The sequence below is a fragment of the Streptomyces sp. NPDC047880 genome, from assembly GCF_040706515.1.
Lineage (GTDB): Bacteria > Actinomycetota > Actinomycetes > Streptomycetales > Streptomycetaceae > Streptomyces.
In genome coordinates, this window is the sequence record NZ_JBEZOK010000021.1 from 126,188 (window position 1) to 144,593 (window position 18,406).

Genomic DNA, 18,406 nt, shown 5'->3' on the forward strand with positions numbered 1-18,406 from the left:
CGGGCTCCGTCAGCGCGCCTGCGCCGCCGGCTCCTGCACCTTCGCGTCCGAGTCCACCCTGCCACCCGGATGCCGCAGGGCGCACAGGAAGGCGATGCCCAGCGCGATGGCCATGCCGTAGAACACCCACTGGTTGGCCTCCGCGAAGTCCATGCGGATCGCGGACATCGCGTCCCGGGTCGCCTCCGCGGCGGGCCCGGTGCCGGTGGGCGGCTGGGCGTCGCCGTTGCCCGTGACCGACTCGGTGACGCCGCGCGCCACGCTCTCGGCCGTCCCGGCGGGCACGCCCCGGGACTCCAGGGTGCCCGTCACGTTGCCGGTCGTGACGTGCGTCAGGATCGTGCCGAAGATCGCCATGCCCACGCTGGCCGCGAAGTTGCGCACCGTCTGGGTGATGCCGGTGACCTCGCCGTAGGAGGCGCCGATGGCCCTGTTCACGGCGTCCGTCGACGCCGGGGCCAGGACGAAGCCGATACCGGCCCCGGCCAGCGCCGCGTAGAGCCACTGGTCGTGCATGGTCAGGTTGGTGAGTTCGCCCGCCCAGAGCGCGAACCCGACGGCGCCCACCACCGAGCCCAGTTTCAGGGCCGGCCTCGCGCCCTTCTTGTCGAGGATCCGGCCGCCCCACTGGGAGGCGATCGCGAAGCCCACGAAGAAGTACAGCAGGAACAGCGCCGCTTGGTTCGGCGAGGCGCTCAGCGACACCTGCGCGTAGACGGAGGCGAAGAAGAACAGCGGGACGAACGCGAGCATGGCGAAGAACAGCACCAGCGCGTCCACGCTGAACGCCTTGTCGCGGAAGACCCTCAGGTCGATCAGCGGGTGCTCCACCCCCCGTTCGTAGCGGACGAACCCGGCCAGTACCGCGAGGCCGCCGACGATGCACAGCCAGGTCGCCCAGCTGTCCCAGCCCCAGGAGAACGCCTGCTGGAAGCCGAGGACGCTCAGGCCCATGCCGATGGCGATGAGGACGGCACCCGGCACGTCCAGCGTTCCGGACCGCCGCCGGTCGGGGATGTGCGCCAGGGCCGTCAGCACCAGCGCCACGATCGCCACCGGGACGTTGACCCAGAACACGGCCCGCCAGGTCCAGTTCGTCAGCCAGCCGCCCAGGAGCGGTCCGACGGCGGTCAGCGCACCGGTGACGCCGAAGAAGAGGGCCAGGGCGCGGCCGCGCCGCTCGACCGGGAAGACGGCCACCACCACGGCCAGGGCCGCGGGGAACAGCAGGGCCGCCCCCAGACCCTGGGCGGCCCGGAAGATGATCAGCCAGGCCTGTGCGGCGCCGCCCTCCGGGACGCAGCCGCACAGCACGGACGACACGACGAACACCACTGTGCCGATGACGACGACCCGGCGCGGCCCGTACAGGTCCGCGAGCCGCCCGCCGAGCGCGAAGAACGCCGCCAGAGCCAGCAGGTAGGCGTTGACCACCCACTGCATCCCGGAGGACGACAGGCCCAGTTCGCGGACGATGTCCGGAGCCGCGATCGACACGATGGTCTGGTCGATGAAGGTCATGGCGACGGCGAACATCATCGCCGCCAGCGCCAGTGTCTGCTGTGGCGCGGTTCGGGAGGGGGACGCGGACCCGCGTCCCGGGCGCACGTTGCTCACCAGCTCAGTCTGCGCCCACGGGAAACATGCCGCATCACGGGACATCTGCCGCCTCTGGCGTCACGTCAATACCGCCGAACGGGCCTTTCGGCAACCCCTCGGTCGTGTGAGGACGGCCTCCCCGGCCGTGTGACCGTGGTCCGCCACGGATGCCGCGTCGACCGTGCAGGATGCGGGCACCAAGGAGGACAGACACAAAGACGAGGAGAGGCAGACGATGGTTCCAGCGGAAGCTGAACCCCAGAGGATCGGCATTCCGGCCGAATCCACTGCGGACGAGACCAGGGTGGCGGCCACACCGGCCACCGTGGGCAGACTCGTCGCGCTCGGGTACGAGGTGGTCGTCGAACCGGGCGCGGGAGCCTCGTCCCGCTTCTCCGACGCGGCCTACGAGGAGGCGGGGGCCCGGCTCGGCGACCCGTGGCAGGCGGAGATCGTGCTCAAGGTCAACGCCCCCTCGACCGAGGAGGCCGGCCGGCTGAGCGACGGGGCGACACTGATCGCGCTGATCAGCCCCGCCCTCAACCCGGAACTGGTCGAGGAGTTGGCGCGGCGGCCGATCACCGTGCTCGCCATGGACGCCGTGCCGCGCATCTCGCGCGCGCAGTCGCTGGACGTCCTCAGCTCGATGGCGAACATCGCCGGCTACCGGGCCGTGGTCGAGGCCGCGCACGCCTTCGGCCGGTTCTTCACCGGCCAGGTCACCGCCGCCGGCAAGGTACCGCCCGCCAAGGTCCTGGTGGCCGGGGCCGGAGTGGCCGGCCTCGCGGCCATCGGCGCCGCCCGCAGCCTCGGCGCGGTGGTCCGCGCCACCGACCCCCGGCCGGAGGTCGCCGAGCAGGTCCGCTCGCTGGGCGGGGAGTTCCTCTCCGTCTCGACCGAGCAGGAGGTGAGCACCGACGGCTACGCCAAGGCCACCTCGGACGACTACAACCGGCTCGCGGCGCAGATGTACGCCGAGCAGGCCGCCGACGTCGACATCATCATCACCACCGCGCTCATCCCGGGCCGTCCGGCGCCGAGGCTGATCACCGCCGAGGACGTCGCGCGCATGAAGCCCGGCAGCGTGATCGTCGACATGGCGGCCGCCCAGGGGGGCAACGTCGAGGGGACGGTCGCCGGGAAGGCGGTCGTCACCGACAACGACGTGACGATCATCGGCTACACCGACCTGCCCGGCCGGCTCCCCGCCCAGGCCTCGCAGTTGTACGGCACGAACATCGTCAACCTGATGAAGCTGCTCACCCCGGGCAAGGACGGCCGGCTCGTCCTCGACTTCGACGACGTGGTGCAGCGGTCCATGACCGTGGTCCGCGAGGGCGAGAAGACCTGGCCGCCGCCCCCGGTCCAGGTGTCCGCCGCCCCCGCACCGGCCGCGGCCAAGGAGCCGGAACCGGCCGCCGCCGGGACACCGGCGAAGCCCGCCCGCCCCGCCTGGTCCTCCTACGCCCTCGTCGGCGCGGGCGCGCTCGCGCTGTTCCTGGTGACGGCCTTCTCCCCGAGCGAACTCCTCGGCCACTTCACGGTGTTCGTGCTGGCGATCGTCATCGGCTTCTACGTCATCGGCAACGTGCACCACGCGCTGCACACCCCGCTGATGTCGGTCACCAACGCCATCTCCGGCATCGTCGTGGTCGGCGCGCTGCTGCAGATCGGGCAGGGCGACACCGCCGTCACCGTGCTGTCGTTCGCCGCGATCCTGCTGGCGAGCATCAACATCTTCGGCGGATTCGCCGTCACCCGCCGCATGCTCGGCATGTTCTCGAAGGGCTGATCAGGGATGACCACAGACACGGCCGCCCAGGCCGCATACGTCGTCGCCGCGCTGCTGTTCATCCTCAGCCTCGCCGGCCTCTCCCAGCACAAGACGTCCCGCTCCGGAGTCGTCTGGGGCATCGCGGGCATGGTCGTCGCCCTGGCCGCCACGGTCGGGCTCGCCTCCCGCAGCATCTCCGCGACCGGACTGGTGCTGATCGTCGTCGCCACGGCCCTCGGCGCGGGCATCGGCCTGTGGCGGGCCAGGGTCGTCGAGATGACCGGCATGCCCGAGCTCATCGCCATCATGCACAGCCTGGTCGGTCTCGCCGCCACGTTCGTCGGCTGGAACGGCTACCTCGACGTCGACGCGGAGCTGTCCGGTTCGCTGCTGGGCATCCATCACGCCGAGGTGTTCATCGGGGTGTTCATCGGCGCCGTCACCTTCACGGGTTCGGTCGTCGCGTACCTGAAGCTCTCGGCGCGCATCAACTCCCGCCCGCTCACGCTGCCCGGCAAGCACGTCCTCAACATCGGCGCGCTGGTCGCCTTCGTGGGGCTGACCATCGCGTTCGTGGCCCGCCCGAACATGGGCCTGCTCATCGCGGTCACCGTGATCGCGCTCGCCCTCGGCGCGCACCTGGTCGCCTCGATCGGCGGCGGTGACATGCCGGTGGTGGTCTCCATGCTGAACAGCTACTCCGGCTGGGCCGCCGCCGCTTCGGGCTTCCTGCTCGCCAACAACCTGCTCATCGTGACCGGCGCGCTGGTCGGCTCCTCCGGTGCCTACCTGTCGTACATCATGTGCAAGGCGATGAACCGCTCCTTCATCTCGGTGATCGCGGGCGGCTTCGGCACCCCGGCGGCAGCCGCCGACGAGGGCGAGCAGGGCGAGCACCGGGAGATCAGCGCCGAGGAGACCGCGGAACTCCTCGGCAACGCCACCTCGGTCATCATCACACCGGGTTACGGCATGGCCGTCGCGCAGGCTCAGTACCCGGTCGCCGAACTGGCGCGCAAGCTGCGCGACCGGGGCGTGGAGGTGCGGTTCGGCATCCACCCCGTCGCCGGCCGGCTGCCCGGGCACATGAACGTGCTGCTCGCCGAGGCCAACGTGCCGTACGACATCGTCCTGGAGATGGACGAGATCAACGACGACTTCGCCGCCACCTCGGTCGTCCTGGTCATCGGCGCCAACGACACGGTCAACCCGGCCGCCACCGACAACCCGTCCAGCCCCATCGCCGGCATGCCGGTGCTGCACGTCTGGGAGGCGGCGAACGTGGTCGTCTTCAAGCGGTCCATGGCCGCCGGCTACGCGGGCGTGCAGAACCCGCTGTTCTTCCGCGAGAACACCCAGATGCTGTTCGGCGACGCCCGGCAGCGTGTGGAGGACATCCTGCGCGGCCTGGACTCCCTGGACGCACCGGTCCCGGAGATGGCCGGCACGTCACGCTGAGCGCGTTGCCCCGCCGGTACTGACCGGCGGGGCACCGGCGTCCCCGAGGGTGCGGTCGGCCCGGTATCGGCGTTGACTGGTGATGAGGGCATCACGACACGCCTGGCACGCGGCGGAATGACGCAGCCGCGCCGCGTCACACCGGCATGTTGCGGAGTCGACCATGACCCATCAGCTTCGGATACGCGTGTGCGCAGTGCTGACCACCGCTCTGCTGGCCCTTTCCGGTGGTTGGGCGTACGGGGCCCCCGCGCGTGACGACATGGGCCAGGACATCGAATCGGCCGTGCAGGGAGTCGACGCCTTCTGGGGCGCCCACTGGTCCGAGTTCTTCACGGAGACGTACGTCCCGCCCACCGTCCTGGGCGAGTACGACGGCGCTTCCGCGGAGGTCCCCACCTGCGACGGCGAACCGCTGGCCGACGACAACGCCTTCTACTGCACAACGGCCGAGGACTACCTCGCCTGGGACACCGATCTCATGCGATCCGGCTACCGGTACGGGGACGCGTTCGTGTACCTGGTCGTCGCGCACGAGTGGGGTCATGCGATACAGAACCGCCTCGAGGCCGAACTCCGCACCGTGGACGCTGAATTGCAGGCGGATTGCCTGGCCGGAGCAGAGCTCGACGGCGCGGCCCGGGACGGAACGGTCGTCTTCGAGGAGGGGGACGTCGACGAGCTGCGCACGGCCCTCGTCCGCGACGCCGACAACACACCCTGGACGAAGGAAGGGGACCACGGAAGCGCCGACGAGCGGGTCGACGCCTTCGGCCTGGGGCAAGAGCTGGGCGTCGAGGGGTGCTTGCCGGACGAGGTGTCCACCGAAGGTGCGGCGGCGGCCCTCGGCCGATGAGAACGCCGAGAGGCCGGCCCGGCATCATGCCGGGCCGGCCTCTCGCGGTGCTGCGGGGTCAGTCCGTGCCGGACTCCATCGCCGCACGGTCCAGCCACGCGTCCTCCTCGGAGACCTCGCCCCGGGAGGCGATGGCCTCGGCGCCGCCCTGCGGCAGCTCGGGCATGGTGCCGATGAGGCCGGTCGCGGCGGCCTGGGAGGCGCCGATGGTGGGGCTGCCCGTGCCGATCAGGCCGATGCCGGCGTACTGCTCCAGCTTGGCGCGGGAGTCGGCGATGTCGAGGTTGCGCATGGTGAGCTGGCCGATCCGGTCCACCGGGCCGAACGCGGAGTCCTCGGTGCGCTCCATGGACAGCTTGTCCGGGTGGTAGCTGAAGGCCGGGCCCGTGGTGTCGAGGATCGAGTAGTCCTCGCCGCGCCGCAGCCGCAGCGTCACCTCACCGGTGACGGCGGCGCCGACCCAGCGCTGCAGCGACTCACGGATCATCAGCGCCTGCGGGTCCAGCCAGCGGCCCTCGTACATCAGCCGGCCGAGGCGCCGGCCCTCGGTGTGGTACTGGGCGAGGGTGTCCTCGTTGTGGATCGCGTTGACGAGACGCTCGTAGGCGGCGTGCAGCAGGGCCATGCCCGGGGCCTCGTAGATGCCGCGGCTCTTGGCCTCGATGATCCGGTTCTCGATCTGGTCCGACATGCCCAGGCCGTGCCGGCCGCCGATGGCGTTGGCCTCCATGACCAGGTCGACGGGGGAGGCGAACTCCTTGCCGTTGATCGACACCGGGCGGCCCTCGGCGAAGCCGATCGTCACGTCCTCGGCGGCGATCTCGACCGACGGGTCCCAGAACCGGACGCCCATGATCGGCTCGACCGTCTCGACGCCGGTGTCCAGGTGCTCCAGGGTCTTGGCCTCGTGCGTGGCGCCCCAGATGTTGGCGTCCGTGGAGTACGCCTTCTCCGTGCTGTCCCGGTAGGGCAGTCCGTGGGCCAGCAGCCACTCGGACATCTCCTTGCGGCCGCCGAGCTCGGTCACGAACGCCGCGTCCAGCCAGGGCTTGTAGATCCGCAGGTGCGGGTTGGCGAGCAGGCCGTAGCGGTAGAACCGCTCGATGTCGTTGCCCTTGAAGGTCGAGCCGTCGCCCCAGATCTGGACGTCGTCCTCCAGCATGGCCCGCACCAGCAGCGTGCCGGTGACGGCCCGGCCGAGCGGGGTGGTGTTGAAGTACGCCCGCCCGCCCGAGCGGATGTGGAACGCGCCGCAGGTCAGCGCGGCCAGGCCCTCCTCGACCAGCGCGGCACGGCAGTCGACCAGGCGCGCGATCTCGGCCCCGTAGGTCTTGGCACGGCCGGGCACCGAGGCGATGTCGGGCTCGTCGTACTGGCCGATGTCGGCGGTGTAGGTGCACGGGACGGCGCCCTTGTCGCGCATCCACGCGACCGCGACGGAGGTGTCGAGACCGCCCGAGAAGGCGATGCCGACGCGCTCGCCGGCGGGCAGGGAGGTGAGGACCTTGGACATAGAAAGAGTATGTCTCACTTTGCATATTCATGCAAGCCGGGTATGCGAAATCGCCGTCCCGGCTGCTCAGAGCTCAGGAACCCGCTGTCCCGGAACCCCCGAGCGCGCCGAGGATCCGCTCGGCGGCCAGCGTCGGGGTGAGCTCGCCCTCCCGGACGCGCCGCTCCAGCACCGGCGCCAGCGCCCGTACCGCCGGGTCGGCCTGGAGGCGGCCGAGGAGCTCGTCGCGGACCATGTTCCAGGTCCAGTCGACCTGCTGGTCGCGGCGCTTCGCGGTGAGGCGGCCGGTGGAGTCCAGCAGGGTGCGGTGCTGCTCCAGGCGCTCCCACAGCGTGTCCAGGCCGGTCGACTCGCGGGCACTGCAGTGCAGCACCGGCGGGGTCCAGAACGCGTCCTTGCCGTGCATCAGGCGCAGTGCGCCCGCCAGCTCCCGGGCCGCCGCCCGGGCGTCGCGCTCGTGCGGCCCGTCCGCCTTGTTGACGGCGATCACGTCGGCCAGCTCCAGGACGCCCTTCTTGATGCCCTGGAGCTGGTCGCCGGTGCGGGCGAGGGTGAGCAGCAGGAACGTGTCGACCATGTTCGCGACGGCCGTCTCGGACTGGCCGACGCCGACCGTCTCCACCAGGATCACGTCGTACCCTGCGGCCTCCATCACCACGATCGACTCGCGGGTGGCCTTGGCGACCCCGCCCAGCGTGCCCGCGGTGGGGGAGGGACGCACGAACGCCGCCGGGTCCACGGCCAGCCGCTCCATCCGGGTCTTGTCGCCCAGGATGGAGCCGCCCGTACGGCTGGAGGACGGGTCGACGGCCAGCACCGCCACCCGGTGCCCGAGCGAGGTCAGCAGCGTGCCGAACGCGTCGATGAACGTCGACTTGCCCACGCCCGGCACCCCGCTGACGCCGATCCGCCGGGCCCGGCCGCTGTGCGGCAGCAGCGCGGTCAGCAACTCCTGCGCCAGCGCCCGGTGCTGGGGCCGGGTCGACTCGACGAGGGTGATCGCGCGGGCGATGACCGCCCGCTTCCCGTCGAGCACGCCCTTCACATACGCGTCGACATCGATCACAGCTCGTGCCCGAGGCCGTCCGACAACCGCTTCACCAGGTCGTACGCCGCGTCCGGGATCACCGTCCCGGGCGGGAAGACGGCCGCCGCGCCCATCTCCAGCAGCGTCGGCACGTCCTGCGGCGGGATCACGCCGCCGACCACGATCATGATGTCCTCGCGGCCCTCCTCGGCCAGCGCCTCGCGCAGCGCCGGGACGAGGGTGAGGTGACCGGCCGCCAGCGACGAGACGCCGACGATGTGCACGTCCGCCTCGACGGCCTGCCGGGCCACCTCGGCGGGCGTCTGGAACAGCGGGCCGACGTCCACGTCGAATCCGAGGTCGGCGAAGGCCGTGGCGATCACCTTCTGGCCGCGGTCGTGACCGTCCTGGCCCATCTTCGCGACCAGGATGCGCGGGCGGCGGCCCTCGGCCTCCTCGAAGGCGGACACCAGGGTGCGGGTGCGGTCCACGCTCGGGGACTCTCCGGTTTCGTTGCGGTACACGCCGGAGATCGTACGGATCTGCCCCGCGTGCCGGCCGTACACCTTCTCCAGGGCGTCGGAGATCTCCCCGACGGTGGCCTTCGCGCGGGCCGCGTGCACGGCCAGCTCCAGCAGGTTGCCCTCGCCGCCGGCGGCCCGGGTCAGCGCGTCCAGCGCGTCCTGGCAGGCCTGCTCGTCCCGCTCCGCGCGCAGCCGCCGCAGCTTCTCGACCTGCTGCGCCCGCACGGAGGAGTTGTCGACCTTCAGGACGTCGATCTGCTCGTCGGACTCCACCCGGTACTTGTTGACGCCGATGACCGGCTGCCGGCCCGAGTCGATCCGGGCCTGTGTGCGCGCCGCGGCCTCCTCGATGCGCAGCTTCGGGATGCCCGCGTCGATGGCCTTGGCCATACCGCCCGCGGCCTCGACCTCCTCGATGTGCTGCCAGGCCCGCCGGGCCAGGTCGTACGTCAGCTTCTCCACGTACGCGCTGCCGCCCCACGGGTCGATCACGCGGGTGGTGCCGGACTCCTGCTGGAGCAGCAGCTGGGTGTTGCGGGCGATGCGCGCCGAGAAGTCCGTCGGCAGCGCGAGCGCCTCGTCGAGGGCGTTGGTGTGCAGTGACTGCGTGTGCCCCTGGGTCGCGGCCATCGCCTCGACGCAGGTGCGCGTCACGTTGTTGAACACGTCCTGCGCGGTCAGCGACCAGCCCGAGGTCTGCGAATGGGTGCGCAGCGACAGGGACTTGGCGTTCTTCGGGTCGAACTGCTTCACCAGCTTCGCCCACAGCAGGCGCGCCGCCCGCAGCTTGGCGACCTCCATGAAGAAGTTCATGCCGATCGCCCAGAAGAACGACAGCCGCGGCGCGAAGGCGTCCACGTCCAGGCCCGCTTCACGGCCCGCGCGGATGTACTCGACACCGTCCGCGAGGGTGTACGCCAGCTCCAGGTCGGCCGTCGCACCGGCCTCCTGGATGTGGTAGCCGGAGATGGAGATGGAGTTGTAGCGCGGCATCCGCTGCGAGGTGTACGCGAAGATGTCGGAGATGATCCGCATCGACGGCTTCGGCGGATAGATGTAGGTGTTGCGGACCATGAACTCCTTCAGAATGTCGTTCTGAATGGTTCCGGCCAGCTTCTCGGGCGGTACGCCCTGCTCCTCCGCCGCCACGATGTACAACGCCAGCACCGGCAGCACGGCACCGTTCATCGTCATCGACACGGTCATCTTGTCCAGCGGAATGCCGTCGAACAGCTGCCGCATGTCGTAGATGGAGTCGATCGCCACGCCCGCCATGCCGACGTCACCGGTCACCCGCGGGTGGTCGCTGTCGTAACCCCGGTGCGTGGGCAGGTCGAAGGCGACCGACAGGCCCTTCTGGCCGGCCGCGAGGTTGCGCCGGTAGAAGGCGTTGGACTCCTCGGCCGTCGAGAAGCCGGCGTACTGGCGGATCGTCCAGGGCTGGTTGACGTACATCGTCGGGTACGGGCCGCGCAGGTACGGCGCCGCTCCCGGGTATGTGTCCAGGAAGTCCAGTCCCTCCAGGTCACGGCCGGTGTACAGCGGCTTGACCGCGATGCCCTCCGGGGTCTCCCACAGCAGGTCGTCCCCGCCGGAGGCGTTCTTGACCGCCGTGCGCCACTCGTCGGCGCCGCCGTCCGAGGCCGGGGCGCCCAGCTCGATCCCGGAGAAGTCGGGGATACCCATCACGACACTCCCATGCGGTCGAGGGTGGCGGACAGCACGGCGACGGCGTCGCAGCCCGCGAAGACGTACGAGTCGACACCCGGGTACTCCCCGGGGCGGCCCGCGAGGAACACATGCCGTGCGCCGGCGTCCTTCAGCGCCCGGACGGCCGCCTCGGCCTGTTCCGCGTACAGCGCGTCGCTGGAGCACAGCACGGCCTCCGTCGCACCGCTCTCCTCGAAGGTGCCCTCCGCGACCGGCTCGATGCCGCCGGCCTGGAAGAGGTTGGAGACGAACGTGAGGCGGGCGGTGTGCGCGGCGGCAGGGCCGAGCGCGGCGAGGAAGACCCGCGGCCGGGAACCCGTCGCGGCGAGGTGGGCGTCCGAACGGGCGCGCAGCGCCTCGTACGCCTCGTCACGGCGTACGCGCGGCAGACCGCCGGAGCGCGGCTCGGGTGCGTCCGCGCGGACCACCGGCTTCTCCGCGAGGAACGGGAACTCGCTGACGCCGGTGATGGGTTCGCGCCGCTTGGCCAGCCTGCCGGTGCGTGCCCGCCAGGTCTCGGCCAGGTCCTGCGCGACGTCCCCCGACCGCAGGGCGGCCGCCATGCCGCCGAGCCGCTCGATGCGCTGGAAGAACTCCCAGCCCGCGTGGGCGAGTTCGTCCGTGAGGTGCTCCACGTACCAGGAGCCGCCCGCGGGGTCGATCACCCGCGCCAGGTGCGACTCCTCGATGAGGATCGTCGAGGTGTTGCGGGCGATCCGGCGCGCGAACGCGTCCGGCAGGCCGAGGGCGTGGTCGAAGGGCAGCACGGTGACCGCGTCGGCCCCGCCCGTCCCGGCGGCCAGGGTGGCGATCGTGGCGCGCAGCATGTTCACCCACGGGTCGCGGCGCGTCATCATCACGGGCGAGGTGACCACGTGCTGGAGCTGCGCACCCGCGCGCGGCGCCCCGCAGGCCTCGGCCACGCGGGCCCACAGCCGCCGCGCGGCCCGCAGCTTCGCGATCGTCAGGAACTGGTCGGCGGTCGCCGCGTACCGGAACTCCAGCTGGGCACAGGCCTGTTCGACATCGAGACCGGCCCCGGTCAGCTCCCGCAGATACGCCACGCCGGTGGCCAGCGAGCAGCCCAGCTCCTGGGCGGCCGAACCACCGGCCTCGTGATAGGGCAGCGCGTCCACGGTCAGCGCACGCAGCCCCGGGTACTCCCCGGCGCACAGCCGCGCGAGTTCCGCCGCCGGCGCGGTGTCGCACCGCTGACCGGTACGGGCCTCGTGCCCGAGCGGATCCACGCCCAGATTGCCGCGCGCCGCGTCCCGGGCCACTCCCCGCTCCGCGTACACCCGGAGCAACTCCCGTGCGGCGGGCTCGGCATCGCGCCCGGCGTCCAGGACGACGGGCGCCAGGTCGAGGTACACGCCGTCGAGGACCCGGCCGAGGTCCGGCACCGGGATGCCGCCTTCCCCGACCGTCAGCCAGAGCGAGGTGACGCCGTTCTCCAGGTCCCCGAGCACCGCGTCACGGTCGGCCGTGGAGTGCCGTTGCCGTACGTCCCAGCCGCCGACCGTGTTCCCCTCGGGGCGGCCGCCGCGCACAAAGGGAGCGAAACCGGGGAAGCCCGGCTCGGGCGCGGAGTCGTGGGCGGTGTAGAGAGGGCGGGTGCGCAACCCGTCCTCCAGCGCGGTGGACAGGGCTTCCTCGGCCTCGGCCCCCTCGACGTCCTTGCCCGATTTGCGCAGTACGCCCGCAACAAGGCGCTGCCACTGCTCATGGGGCACGTCAGGGAACTCGCCGGCCAGCTCAAGCCCGTCGTCAGGCAGGACCGTCATGCTCGGATGTTAGGCCACGTTAACGAACGAGCTGCAGAGGGAACGGCTGTGACCTTGCCCTCGCCCCGGTTGTGACCTCGCTCTCCCCGCCCGCGCCCGGCCCGAACGGACGGTGGGCGGCGCCCATGCTAGCGACGCGTCCGCCCTCGAGGCCCCGTGTGTGGCGAAGAAGTACCGGCCGTGATGCGGCGCAGAGCACACCCGGCGGTGGGTCATCGGCAGTGTGTGGGGTGAGCGCCTGGGTAGACGAACGACCGAAAGGTCACTGGGCAACACGAACAACAACGAAAGAGCCCCCGTATGGTCATCCCGCTTATGAAGCAGGCGGAAGATGAGCCGGGCGCGGACGAGCGGGCCACCCCGCGCTGCGGCGCGGTCTGGGCCGAAGGCGCGGCTTGCGCCGTCGAGGCGCGCCGGGCGCTGCGCGCGTTCTTGTCGCACGTACCGTGTACCGGCCGCCGCTCCGTGCCGGCCTCGCTGGCGATCGATGCCGAGCTGGTCGTCAGTGAACTGGTCACCAACGCGATCCGGCACGCACCCGGACCCTGCGGGATGATCCTCCAGCTGTCCGGGGACGGACTCGCCATCACCGTGTGGGACACCTCCGCCGAGCGGCCGGTGGTCAGGCAGCGCGACGGGCAGCGTTTCGGCGGCCACGGGATGCACGTGGTGCACACGGTCAGCGCGGAAGTCGTGGTCAGCCCCTTCGGCGACGGCAAGCAGATCACGGCCCGCCTGCGCCCGGCACGGGACGAGGAGGCCGACGCGGTGATCGACACCAACCCGGCGGCCTGAAGCCCGCGACGGTGCCGGCTCCCGGCGGGGTTCACCACCCGGTGAGCAGCAGATGGTTCAGGAGCAGTGCGAGCAGCGCCTGGGCGGCGAGCCACAGGCGGGGGCGGGGGAGGAAGGCGCACGCCGGCAGGAGCCACAGGGCGAAGGGGAGCCAGATGCGTTCCGTCTCCGCCTTGCTCATGCCGGACAGGTCGGCGACCAGCAGGGCCGCCGGCGCGGCGGCCACGAGGAAGGCGAGGCGGACACCGGCCCGGGCCCCGGTGCGGTGCCGGAGCAGCGAGGCCGCTGTCCGCCGCAGCCCCGCCACGGTCGCCGGTCCCGTGACGAGCACCACGCAGGCCAGATTGGCCCACACCCAGTAGCCGTAGGGACGGATACCGCCCGCGCCCTGAGCGTAGCGTGTGACCAGCAGGCGGTAGGCCTCCCACCAGTCGAAGCCGGCGAGCGTGAACACCGCGGGCACCACCGCCAGCCCGGCGAGCAGCGGCGCCAGTACGACCGGGTGCCGCCGGACCCCGTGGCGGCCGAGGACGAGGACGGCCCCGGCGATCAGCGCGACGAGCGTGAGGCCGTACGACAGGTAGCAGGTCAGGCCGAACAGCAGCCCGGACACGCCCGCCCACCCCGGGGAACCCCGGGTGACCGCCAGCGCCAGCAGTGCCACGGCCCAGGCCGCCACCGCCGCGAAGTACGCGTCGGCCGAGGTGCCCATCCACACGGCGGCCGGGGCCAGGACCAGGAAGGGCGCCGCACGGCGGGCGAGCGCCTCGTCGGCCAGCGCGCGGAGCGCGACCAGCACGGCCACGCACGCGGTCGCCCCTACGACGACGCACCAGGCCCCGGCCCACCCCCCGCCCCGCAAGCCGGCCCGGTCGAGCAGCACGAAGGTGAGGGTGGCGGCGGGTGGGTGCCCCGCGACGTGGGCGGGCCAGTTGTCGGGGGAGTCCAGCAGGATGTGCCCGGTGAAGCCCCGCAGCGCCGCCGGGACGTCGTGGAAGCGGTCGATGACCTGGAGGTACTCATGGCGAGTGGTGAGCCTGCGGGCGACACCCCGGTGCCAGCCGTCGACCAGGGCGAGGGACAGGATCCACACCGTGGACGTGGCCCAGGCGGACGGGAGCAGGGCACGCCATGACAGCCGGGCCGCCAGGACGGGCCCGTACGCCACGGTGGCGACCGCGATCAGGACGGCGGCCGGGGTGCCGGGGCCCGTGTGCGGGGCCCATGACGCCAGCAGTGGGGGCCAGTCGACGAACAGCGTCCGGCGGGTGTCCTGGATGTGGCGGCCGACCAGGACGGACGCCGTCACGAGCAGCGCGGCGGCCCCGACGGCGTACGCATCGCGGCGCAGGTCCCGGGACGGGGCGGTGGGCGGGGTGCGGATCACACCGGCACGCTAGGCCGCGCGGCCGGCCACGGGCCGCCGACCGGGCCCCGACGTCAGCGTTTCGTCATGGGTCGCGCACCCGTTCGCGGGGTGTTCGCGGCCTACCGTCGGCTCATGCGAGACGACCCACGCGATCCGCGGCTCCCCACGTCCCCCGCCTTCTGGCGCAGCCCCCTGCGGGGGCCCTGGCTCACCTCGGTGCTGGGCCTCGTCCTCCTGGCCGGCGTCACCGTGCTGTTCGTGACGGGACTCGTCTCGTACGCCGCCTACAACCCGGACCTGTCGCCGGTCAACGACAAGACCCCGGGCAAGGGGATCCTCGGCTTCTACCTGTTCGCCTGGCCGACGGACCCGCACTGGCTGTACCGGCTGAACCAGGGCGTCCACGTCACCCTCGGCATCACCCTGATCCCCGTCCTGCTCGCCAAGCTGTGGTCCGTCGTGCCGAGGCTGTTCGCGCTGCCGCCGGCCCGCTCGCTCGCGCACGCCCTGGAGCGGATCTCGCTGCTCCTGCTGGTCGGCGGCGGACTGTTCGAGTTCGTGACCGGCGTCCTCAACGTCCAGCTCGACTACGTGTTCCCCGGCTCGTTCTACCCCCTGCACTTCTACGGCGCCTGGGTGTTCTTCGCCGCCTTCGTGGCCCACGTCCTGCTGAAGGCCCCCACGGCACTGCGCAATCTGCGGCAGCCGGGGGAGGAGAAGAACGACCTGGTCCCACCGCGCCCCGCCGAGCCGACCGTCTCCCGGCGGGGCGCACTGTGGTTCGTCGGGAGCGGCTCGCTGCTGCTGTTCGCCACGACCGTGGGGCAGAACTTCGGCGGCCCGCTGCGGCGTACCGCCCTCCTCGCCCCGCACGGGGGCGGCGAACCCGGCACCGGCCCGAACGGCTTCCAGATCAACAAGACCGCCGCGTACGCCGGGATCGACACGGCGGAGACGGCCGGGGACGCCTGGCGGCTCGTCGTGACCGGGCGCACCGGAACGATCCGCCTCAGCCGCGCCCGTCTCGCCGAACTCCCCTTGCACAACTCGGCGCTGCCCATCGCCTGTGTGGAGGGCTGGTCCACGCCCGACCAGCGGTGGCGCGGGGTGCGGCTGCGCGACCTCGCGGCCCTCGTCGGGTACGAGGACGATCCGCCGGACGTGTTCGTCGAGTCCCTCCAGCGGCACGGTGCCTTCCGCAAGGCCGCGCTGCGCGCCAACCAGGTGGCCGACCCGCGTTCCCTGCTCGCCCTGTACGTCAACGGCGAGGAGCTGTCCCCCGACCACGGCTACCCGGCGCGGATCATCGTGCCCGCCGCGCCCGGCGTGCTGAACACCAAGTGGGTGGTCCGGATGACGTTCGGAGAACTGTGATGCGTGGACGCGCCGTGATCGGCAGCCCCCTGCAACTCCTGGTGCTCTGCTGCTCGTTCGCCCTGGCCGCCTACGCGGGAGTGCGCCTGCTCGCCGGGGACTGGTTCGCCGTGGCCCTGTGGGTCGTGGGCGTCGCACTGCTGCACGACCTCGTCCTGCTGCCGCTGTACGCGGCGGCGGACCGGGCGGTGGTGCGGGGGCTCGAAGGCCTCCGCCGCCGGGAGTGGGCGATGTACGTGCGCGTACCGGCCGCCCTCTCCGGGCTGCTGCTGCTCGTGTGGTTCCCGCTGATCAGCTCCATGGTGGAGGCGCGCTACCGGTCCGCCACCGGCCTGCCGCCGGAGGTGTTCCTCACACGCTGGCTGCTGATCACCGCCGCCCTCTTCGGCGGCTCGGCGCTGCTGCTGGCGGTGCGGCTGCTGCGACTGCGCAGGGCGGCGAAACGCCGCCCGCCGGCCGACCACTGACCGGCCCGCTCCCAGCCCCGCGCGTGCCGCAGCAGCGCGCGGGTGCCCAGCCGTGCCCAGGGGAACGGGGCGCCGGAGGTGGCGTGGGCATCGGTGATGTGGACGTCCACGCGTTCGTCGACGTCCGCGGGGGCGGTCTCGGCGATCAGCAGGCCACCGGGGCGCAGGAGGGCGGCGACCCGATCCAGCAGGGCGCGCGGGTCGCCGCCGATGCCGATGTTGCCGTCCATGAGCAGCGCGGTGTCCCAACGGCCCTCACCGGGCAGCGGCTCGAAGACGGAGCGCCGCAGCGCCTGCCCGCCGAGCCGGACGGTGTGCTCCACCGCGGCTCCGCTGACGTCGATCCCGAGGACGGTCCGGCCCCGGGCGGCCAGTTCCGCCACGAGCCGTCCGGGCCCGCACCCCACGTCCAGCACGGCCCCCTCGCACCGGTCCAGTACGTCCCGGTCGACCGCGTCGGCCCGGGCGCACCAGCGCTCCACCTCCAGCGGCAGCAGCCAGCCGTCCGGGCGGCGCAGGAACAGGGGGCCGCGGCCGGCCCGCAGGGCGGCGTCGTAGGGGTCGGCGGCGGCCCAGGCCAGGGCGGTGGCGGGCGGGGCGCTCATCGGGGACCGGCCGTCGGTGCGACCGGTCCGGCCGACGGCCCGGCATCGGACGGCCCGGCCTCGGACGGCCCGGCATCGGACGGCCCGGCCTCGGACGGCCCGGCCTCGGACGGCCCGGCATCGGACGGCCCGGCCTCGGACGGCCCGTCCGCCGTGTACCGGGCGAGCCGCGCCGCGAAGCGTCCCCGTGGGGCCAGCGCGGCGACGGCGTGGGCGTCGGAAGCGGTGTCGACGTCACGCAGGGACGGCAGGTCCCGCACCCGCAGGCCCGCCGTGACCAGCCGCTCCCGCTGGACGGCACCCGTCACCGGCGTCGACATGGGCACGCCCCGCAGCAGAGCGGGATCCGGACACGCCAGACCCAGCGCCCAGAAACCGCCGTCCTCGGCCGGGCCGAACCAGGCGTCACAGCCGGCGAAGTCCACGGTGAGCAGCTCCGGGGTCACCTGCGGGGTGTCCATGCCGATGAGCAGGGCCGGTCCGGCGCAGCGCGCGAAGGCAGCAGCCAGCCGTTCGTCCAGACCGCCCGCGCACTGCGCCACGACGTCGAAGCCGGGCGGGAGCCACGGGCCGGGGGCGCCGTCGAGCACGAGGACGCGCCGGGTGGCGGGCGTGGCGGCCACCGCGTGCAGCGTGTCCGCGAGGGCCGCTTCGGCCAGTGCGGCCGCCTGCCGGGGGGTGAAGGGCGGCGTGAGCCGCGTCTTCACCCGGCCCGGCCGCGGCTCCTTGGCGATGACGAGGAGCGTGGTCAACGGACGGTTCCCCCTTCGTGCGCTTCGTGCGCCGGGGCCTCGGCCAGCACGCGGCTCATGTCCCGTACGGCCTGCCACGTACCGCGCCAGGTGCCCGTCACCTTCGAGGCCCCGGTACGCGGCAGGTACGGCACGTCATGCTCCTCGATCCGCCATCCCGCGTCGGCCGCGCGGACCACCATCTGCAGCGGATAGCCGCTGCGCCGGTCGCTCAGGCCGAGGGCGAGCAGCGGTTCGCGGCGGGCGGCGCGCAGGGGGCCGAGGTCGCGCAGCCGCAGCCCGGTGCGGCGGCGCAGCATCCGCGCCAGGGCGAGATTGCCGGCCCGGGCGTGCGGGGGCCACGCGCCCCGGCCCTGCGGACGTCGCCGCCCGAGCACCAGGTCGGCCCGGCCGTCGCGTACTTCGCGCACGAAGGGGACCAGGAGCCCGGGGTCGAGGGAGGCGTCGCAGTCGCAGAAACACACCAGGTCGGCCGTGGCGGCCGTCAGCCCGGCGTGGCAGGCGGCGCCGAAGCCCCGCCGCGGCTCCCGCACCACGGTCGCACCGCACGCGCGGGCGACCTCGGCCGAGCCATCCGTGGAACCGTTGTCGACGACGAGTGCGCGCCAGCCCGGCGGAATCCGTTCGAGCACCCAGGGAAGGGCCTCGGCCTCGTTCAGGCAGGGCAGCACCACGTCGACGTCCGAAGGTGTCGTCGTCACGGGTTTCACCCTACGAACGCGAATCAGGCATACCGGGCCATCGGTCCTTACGAAACGCGGACGTCGGAGTCCGCGGGCGGTACTAGGGCCCCGCCGGC

Annotated in this window: 14 protein-coding genes; 5 read left to right on the top strand and 9 right to left on the bottom strand. The window is 72.5% G+C overall.

What is annotated here, in order from left to right:
* Positions 1-9: 9 nt before the first annotated feature.
* Positions 10-1,539, bottom strand: a complete 1,530-nt coding sequence (locus AB0937_RS27710; RefSeq protein ID WP_366715228.1) for an MFS transporter — start codon at positions 1,537-1,539, stop codon at positions 10-12.
* A 295-nt stretch (positions 1,540-1,834) separates the two neighbouring features.
* Here AB0937_RS27710 and AB0937_RS27715 point away from each other — a divergent pair, with 295 nt between their 5' ends.
* The 3 genes from AB0937_RS27715 to AB0937_RS27725 all read left to right on the top strand — a co-directional run bounded on the left by AB0937_RS27715 (position 1,835) and on the right by AB0937_RS27725 (position 5,687).
* On the top strand, positions 1,835-3,391 hold the full coding sequence (locus AB0937_RS27715; RefSeq protein WP_366715172.1) for a Re/Si-specific NAD(P)(+) transhydrogenase subunit alpha: 1,557 nt from the start codon (positions 1,835-1,837) through the stop codon (positions 3,389-3,391).
* A 6-nt stretch (positions 3,392-3,397) separates the two neighbouring features.
* Positions 3,398-4,831, top strand: coding sequence for a Re/Si-specific NAD(P)(+) transhydrogenase subunit beta (pntB, locus tag AB0937_RS27720; RefSeq protein ID WP_366715174.1), 1,434 nt, complete (start codon positions 3,398-3,400; stop codon positions 4,829-4,831).
* 163 nt (positions 4,832-4,994) lie between these two features.
* A complete protein-coding gene (locus tag AB0937_RS27725; RefSeq protein ID WP_366715176.1) occupies positions 4,995-5,687 on the top strand; it encodes a hypothetical protein in 693 nt (230 codons plus the stop codon).
* A gap of 58 nt (positions 5,688-5,745) precedes the next feature.
* Here AB0937_RS27725 and argG read toward each other — a convergent pair whose 3' ends face one another.
* The 4 genes from argG to AB0937_RS27745 all read right to left on the bottom strand — a co-directional run bounded on the left by argG (position 5,746) and on the right by AB0937_RS27745 (position 12,245).
* Positions 5,746-7,200 carry an argininosuccinate synthase gene (gene argG / locus AB0937_RS27730; protein ID WP_366715178.1) on the bottom strand — a complete coding sequence of 485 codons (1,455 nt, stop codon included), beginning with the start codon at positions 7,198-7,200 and terminating at the stop codon, positions 5,746-5,748.
* 73 nt (positions 7,201-7,273) lie between these two features.
* Positions 7,274-8,266 carry a methylmalonyl Co-A mutase-associated GTPase MeaB gene (meaB, locus tag AB0937_RS27735; RefSeq protein ID WP_366715180.1) on the bottom strand — a complete coding sequence of 331 codons (993 nt, stop codon included), beginning with the start codon at positions 8,264-8,266 and terminating at the stop codon, positions 7,274-7,276.
* Positions 8,263-10,437 carry a methylmalonyl-CoA mutase gene (gene scpA / locus AB0937_RS27740; protein WP_366715182.1) on the bottom strand — a complete coding sequence of 725 codons (2,175 nt, stop codon included), beginning with the start codon at positions 10,435-10,437 and terminating at the stop codon, positions 8,263-8,265. Before scpA ends, meaB begins: the two co-directional genes overlap by 4 nt.
* Positions 10,437-12,245, bottom strand: a complete 1,809-nt coding sequence (locus AB0937_RS27745) for a methylmalonyl-CoA mutase subunit beta (protein ID WP_366715184.1) — start codon at positions 12,243-12,245, stop codon at positions 10,437-10,439. Before AB0937_RS27745 ends, scpA begins: the two co-directional genes overlap by 1 nt.
* Positions 12,246-12,545: 300 nt before the next feature.
* On the opposite strand from AB0937_RS27745, the gene AB0937_RS27750 reads away from it, so the two are divergent.
* Positions 12,546-13,040: an ATP-binding protein gene (locus AB0937_RS27750; RefSeq protein ID WP_366715185.1), complete on the top strand. Its 495-nt coding sequence runs from the start codon at positions 12,546-12,548 to the stop codon at positions 13,038-13,040.
* 31 nt (positions 13,041-13,071) lie between these two features.
* Here AB0937_RS27750 and AB0937_RS27755 read toward each other — a convergent pair whose 3' ends face one another.
* On the bottom strand, positions 13,072-14,424 hold the full coding sequence (locus AB0937_RS27755; RefSeq protein ID WP_366715230.1) for a hypothetical protein: 1,353 nt from the start codon (positions 14,422-14,424) through the stop codon (positions 13,072-13,074).
* A 117-nt stretch (positions 14,425-14,541) separates the two neighbouring features.
* Here AB0937_RS27755 and AB0937_RS27760 point away from each other — a divergent pair, with 117 nt between their 5' ends.
* Complete coding sequence (locus AB0937_RS27760) at positions 14,542-15,783, top strand: molybdopterin-dependent oxidoreductase (protein WP_366715187.1); 1,242 nt, start codon at positions 14,542-14,544, stop codon at positions 15,781-15,783.
* Positions 15,784-16,096: 313 nt separating this feature from the next.
* Here the strand turns inward: AB0937_RS27760 and AB0937_RS27765 are convergent, their stop codons facing one another.
* The 3 genes from AB0937_RS27765 to AB0937_RS27775 are packed head-to-tail and all read right to left on the bottom strand — an operon-like array spanning position 16,097 to position 18,317.
* Positions 16,097-16,855 carry a methyltransferase domain-containing protein gene (locus AB0937_RS27765; RefSeq protein ID WP_366715189.1) on the bottom strand — a complete coding sequence of 253 codons (759 nt, stop codon included), beginning with the start codon at positions 16,853-16,855 and terminating at the stop codon, positions 16,097-16,099.
* Entirely contained in the window at positions 16,852-17,607 is a 756-nt protein-coding gene (locus tag AB0937_RS27770; protein WP_366715191.1) for a DUF2064 domain-containing protein, read from the bottom strand. Before AB0937_RS27770 ends, AB0937_RS27765 begins: the two co-directional genes overlap by 4 nt.
* Positions 17,604-18,317, bottom strand: coding sequence for a glycosyltransferase family 2 protein (locus AB0937_RS27775; RefSeq protein ID WP_366715193.1), 714 nt, complete (start codon positions 18,315-18,317; stop codon positions 17,604-17,606). The genes AB0937_RS27770 and AB0937_RS27775 overlap by 4 nt, the downstream gene beginning before the upstream one ends.
* Positions 18,318-18,406: the final 89 nt, after the last annotated feature.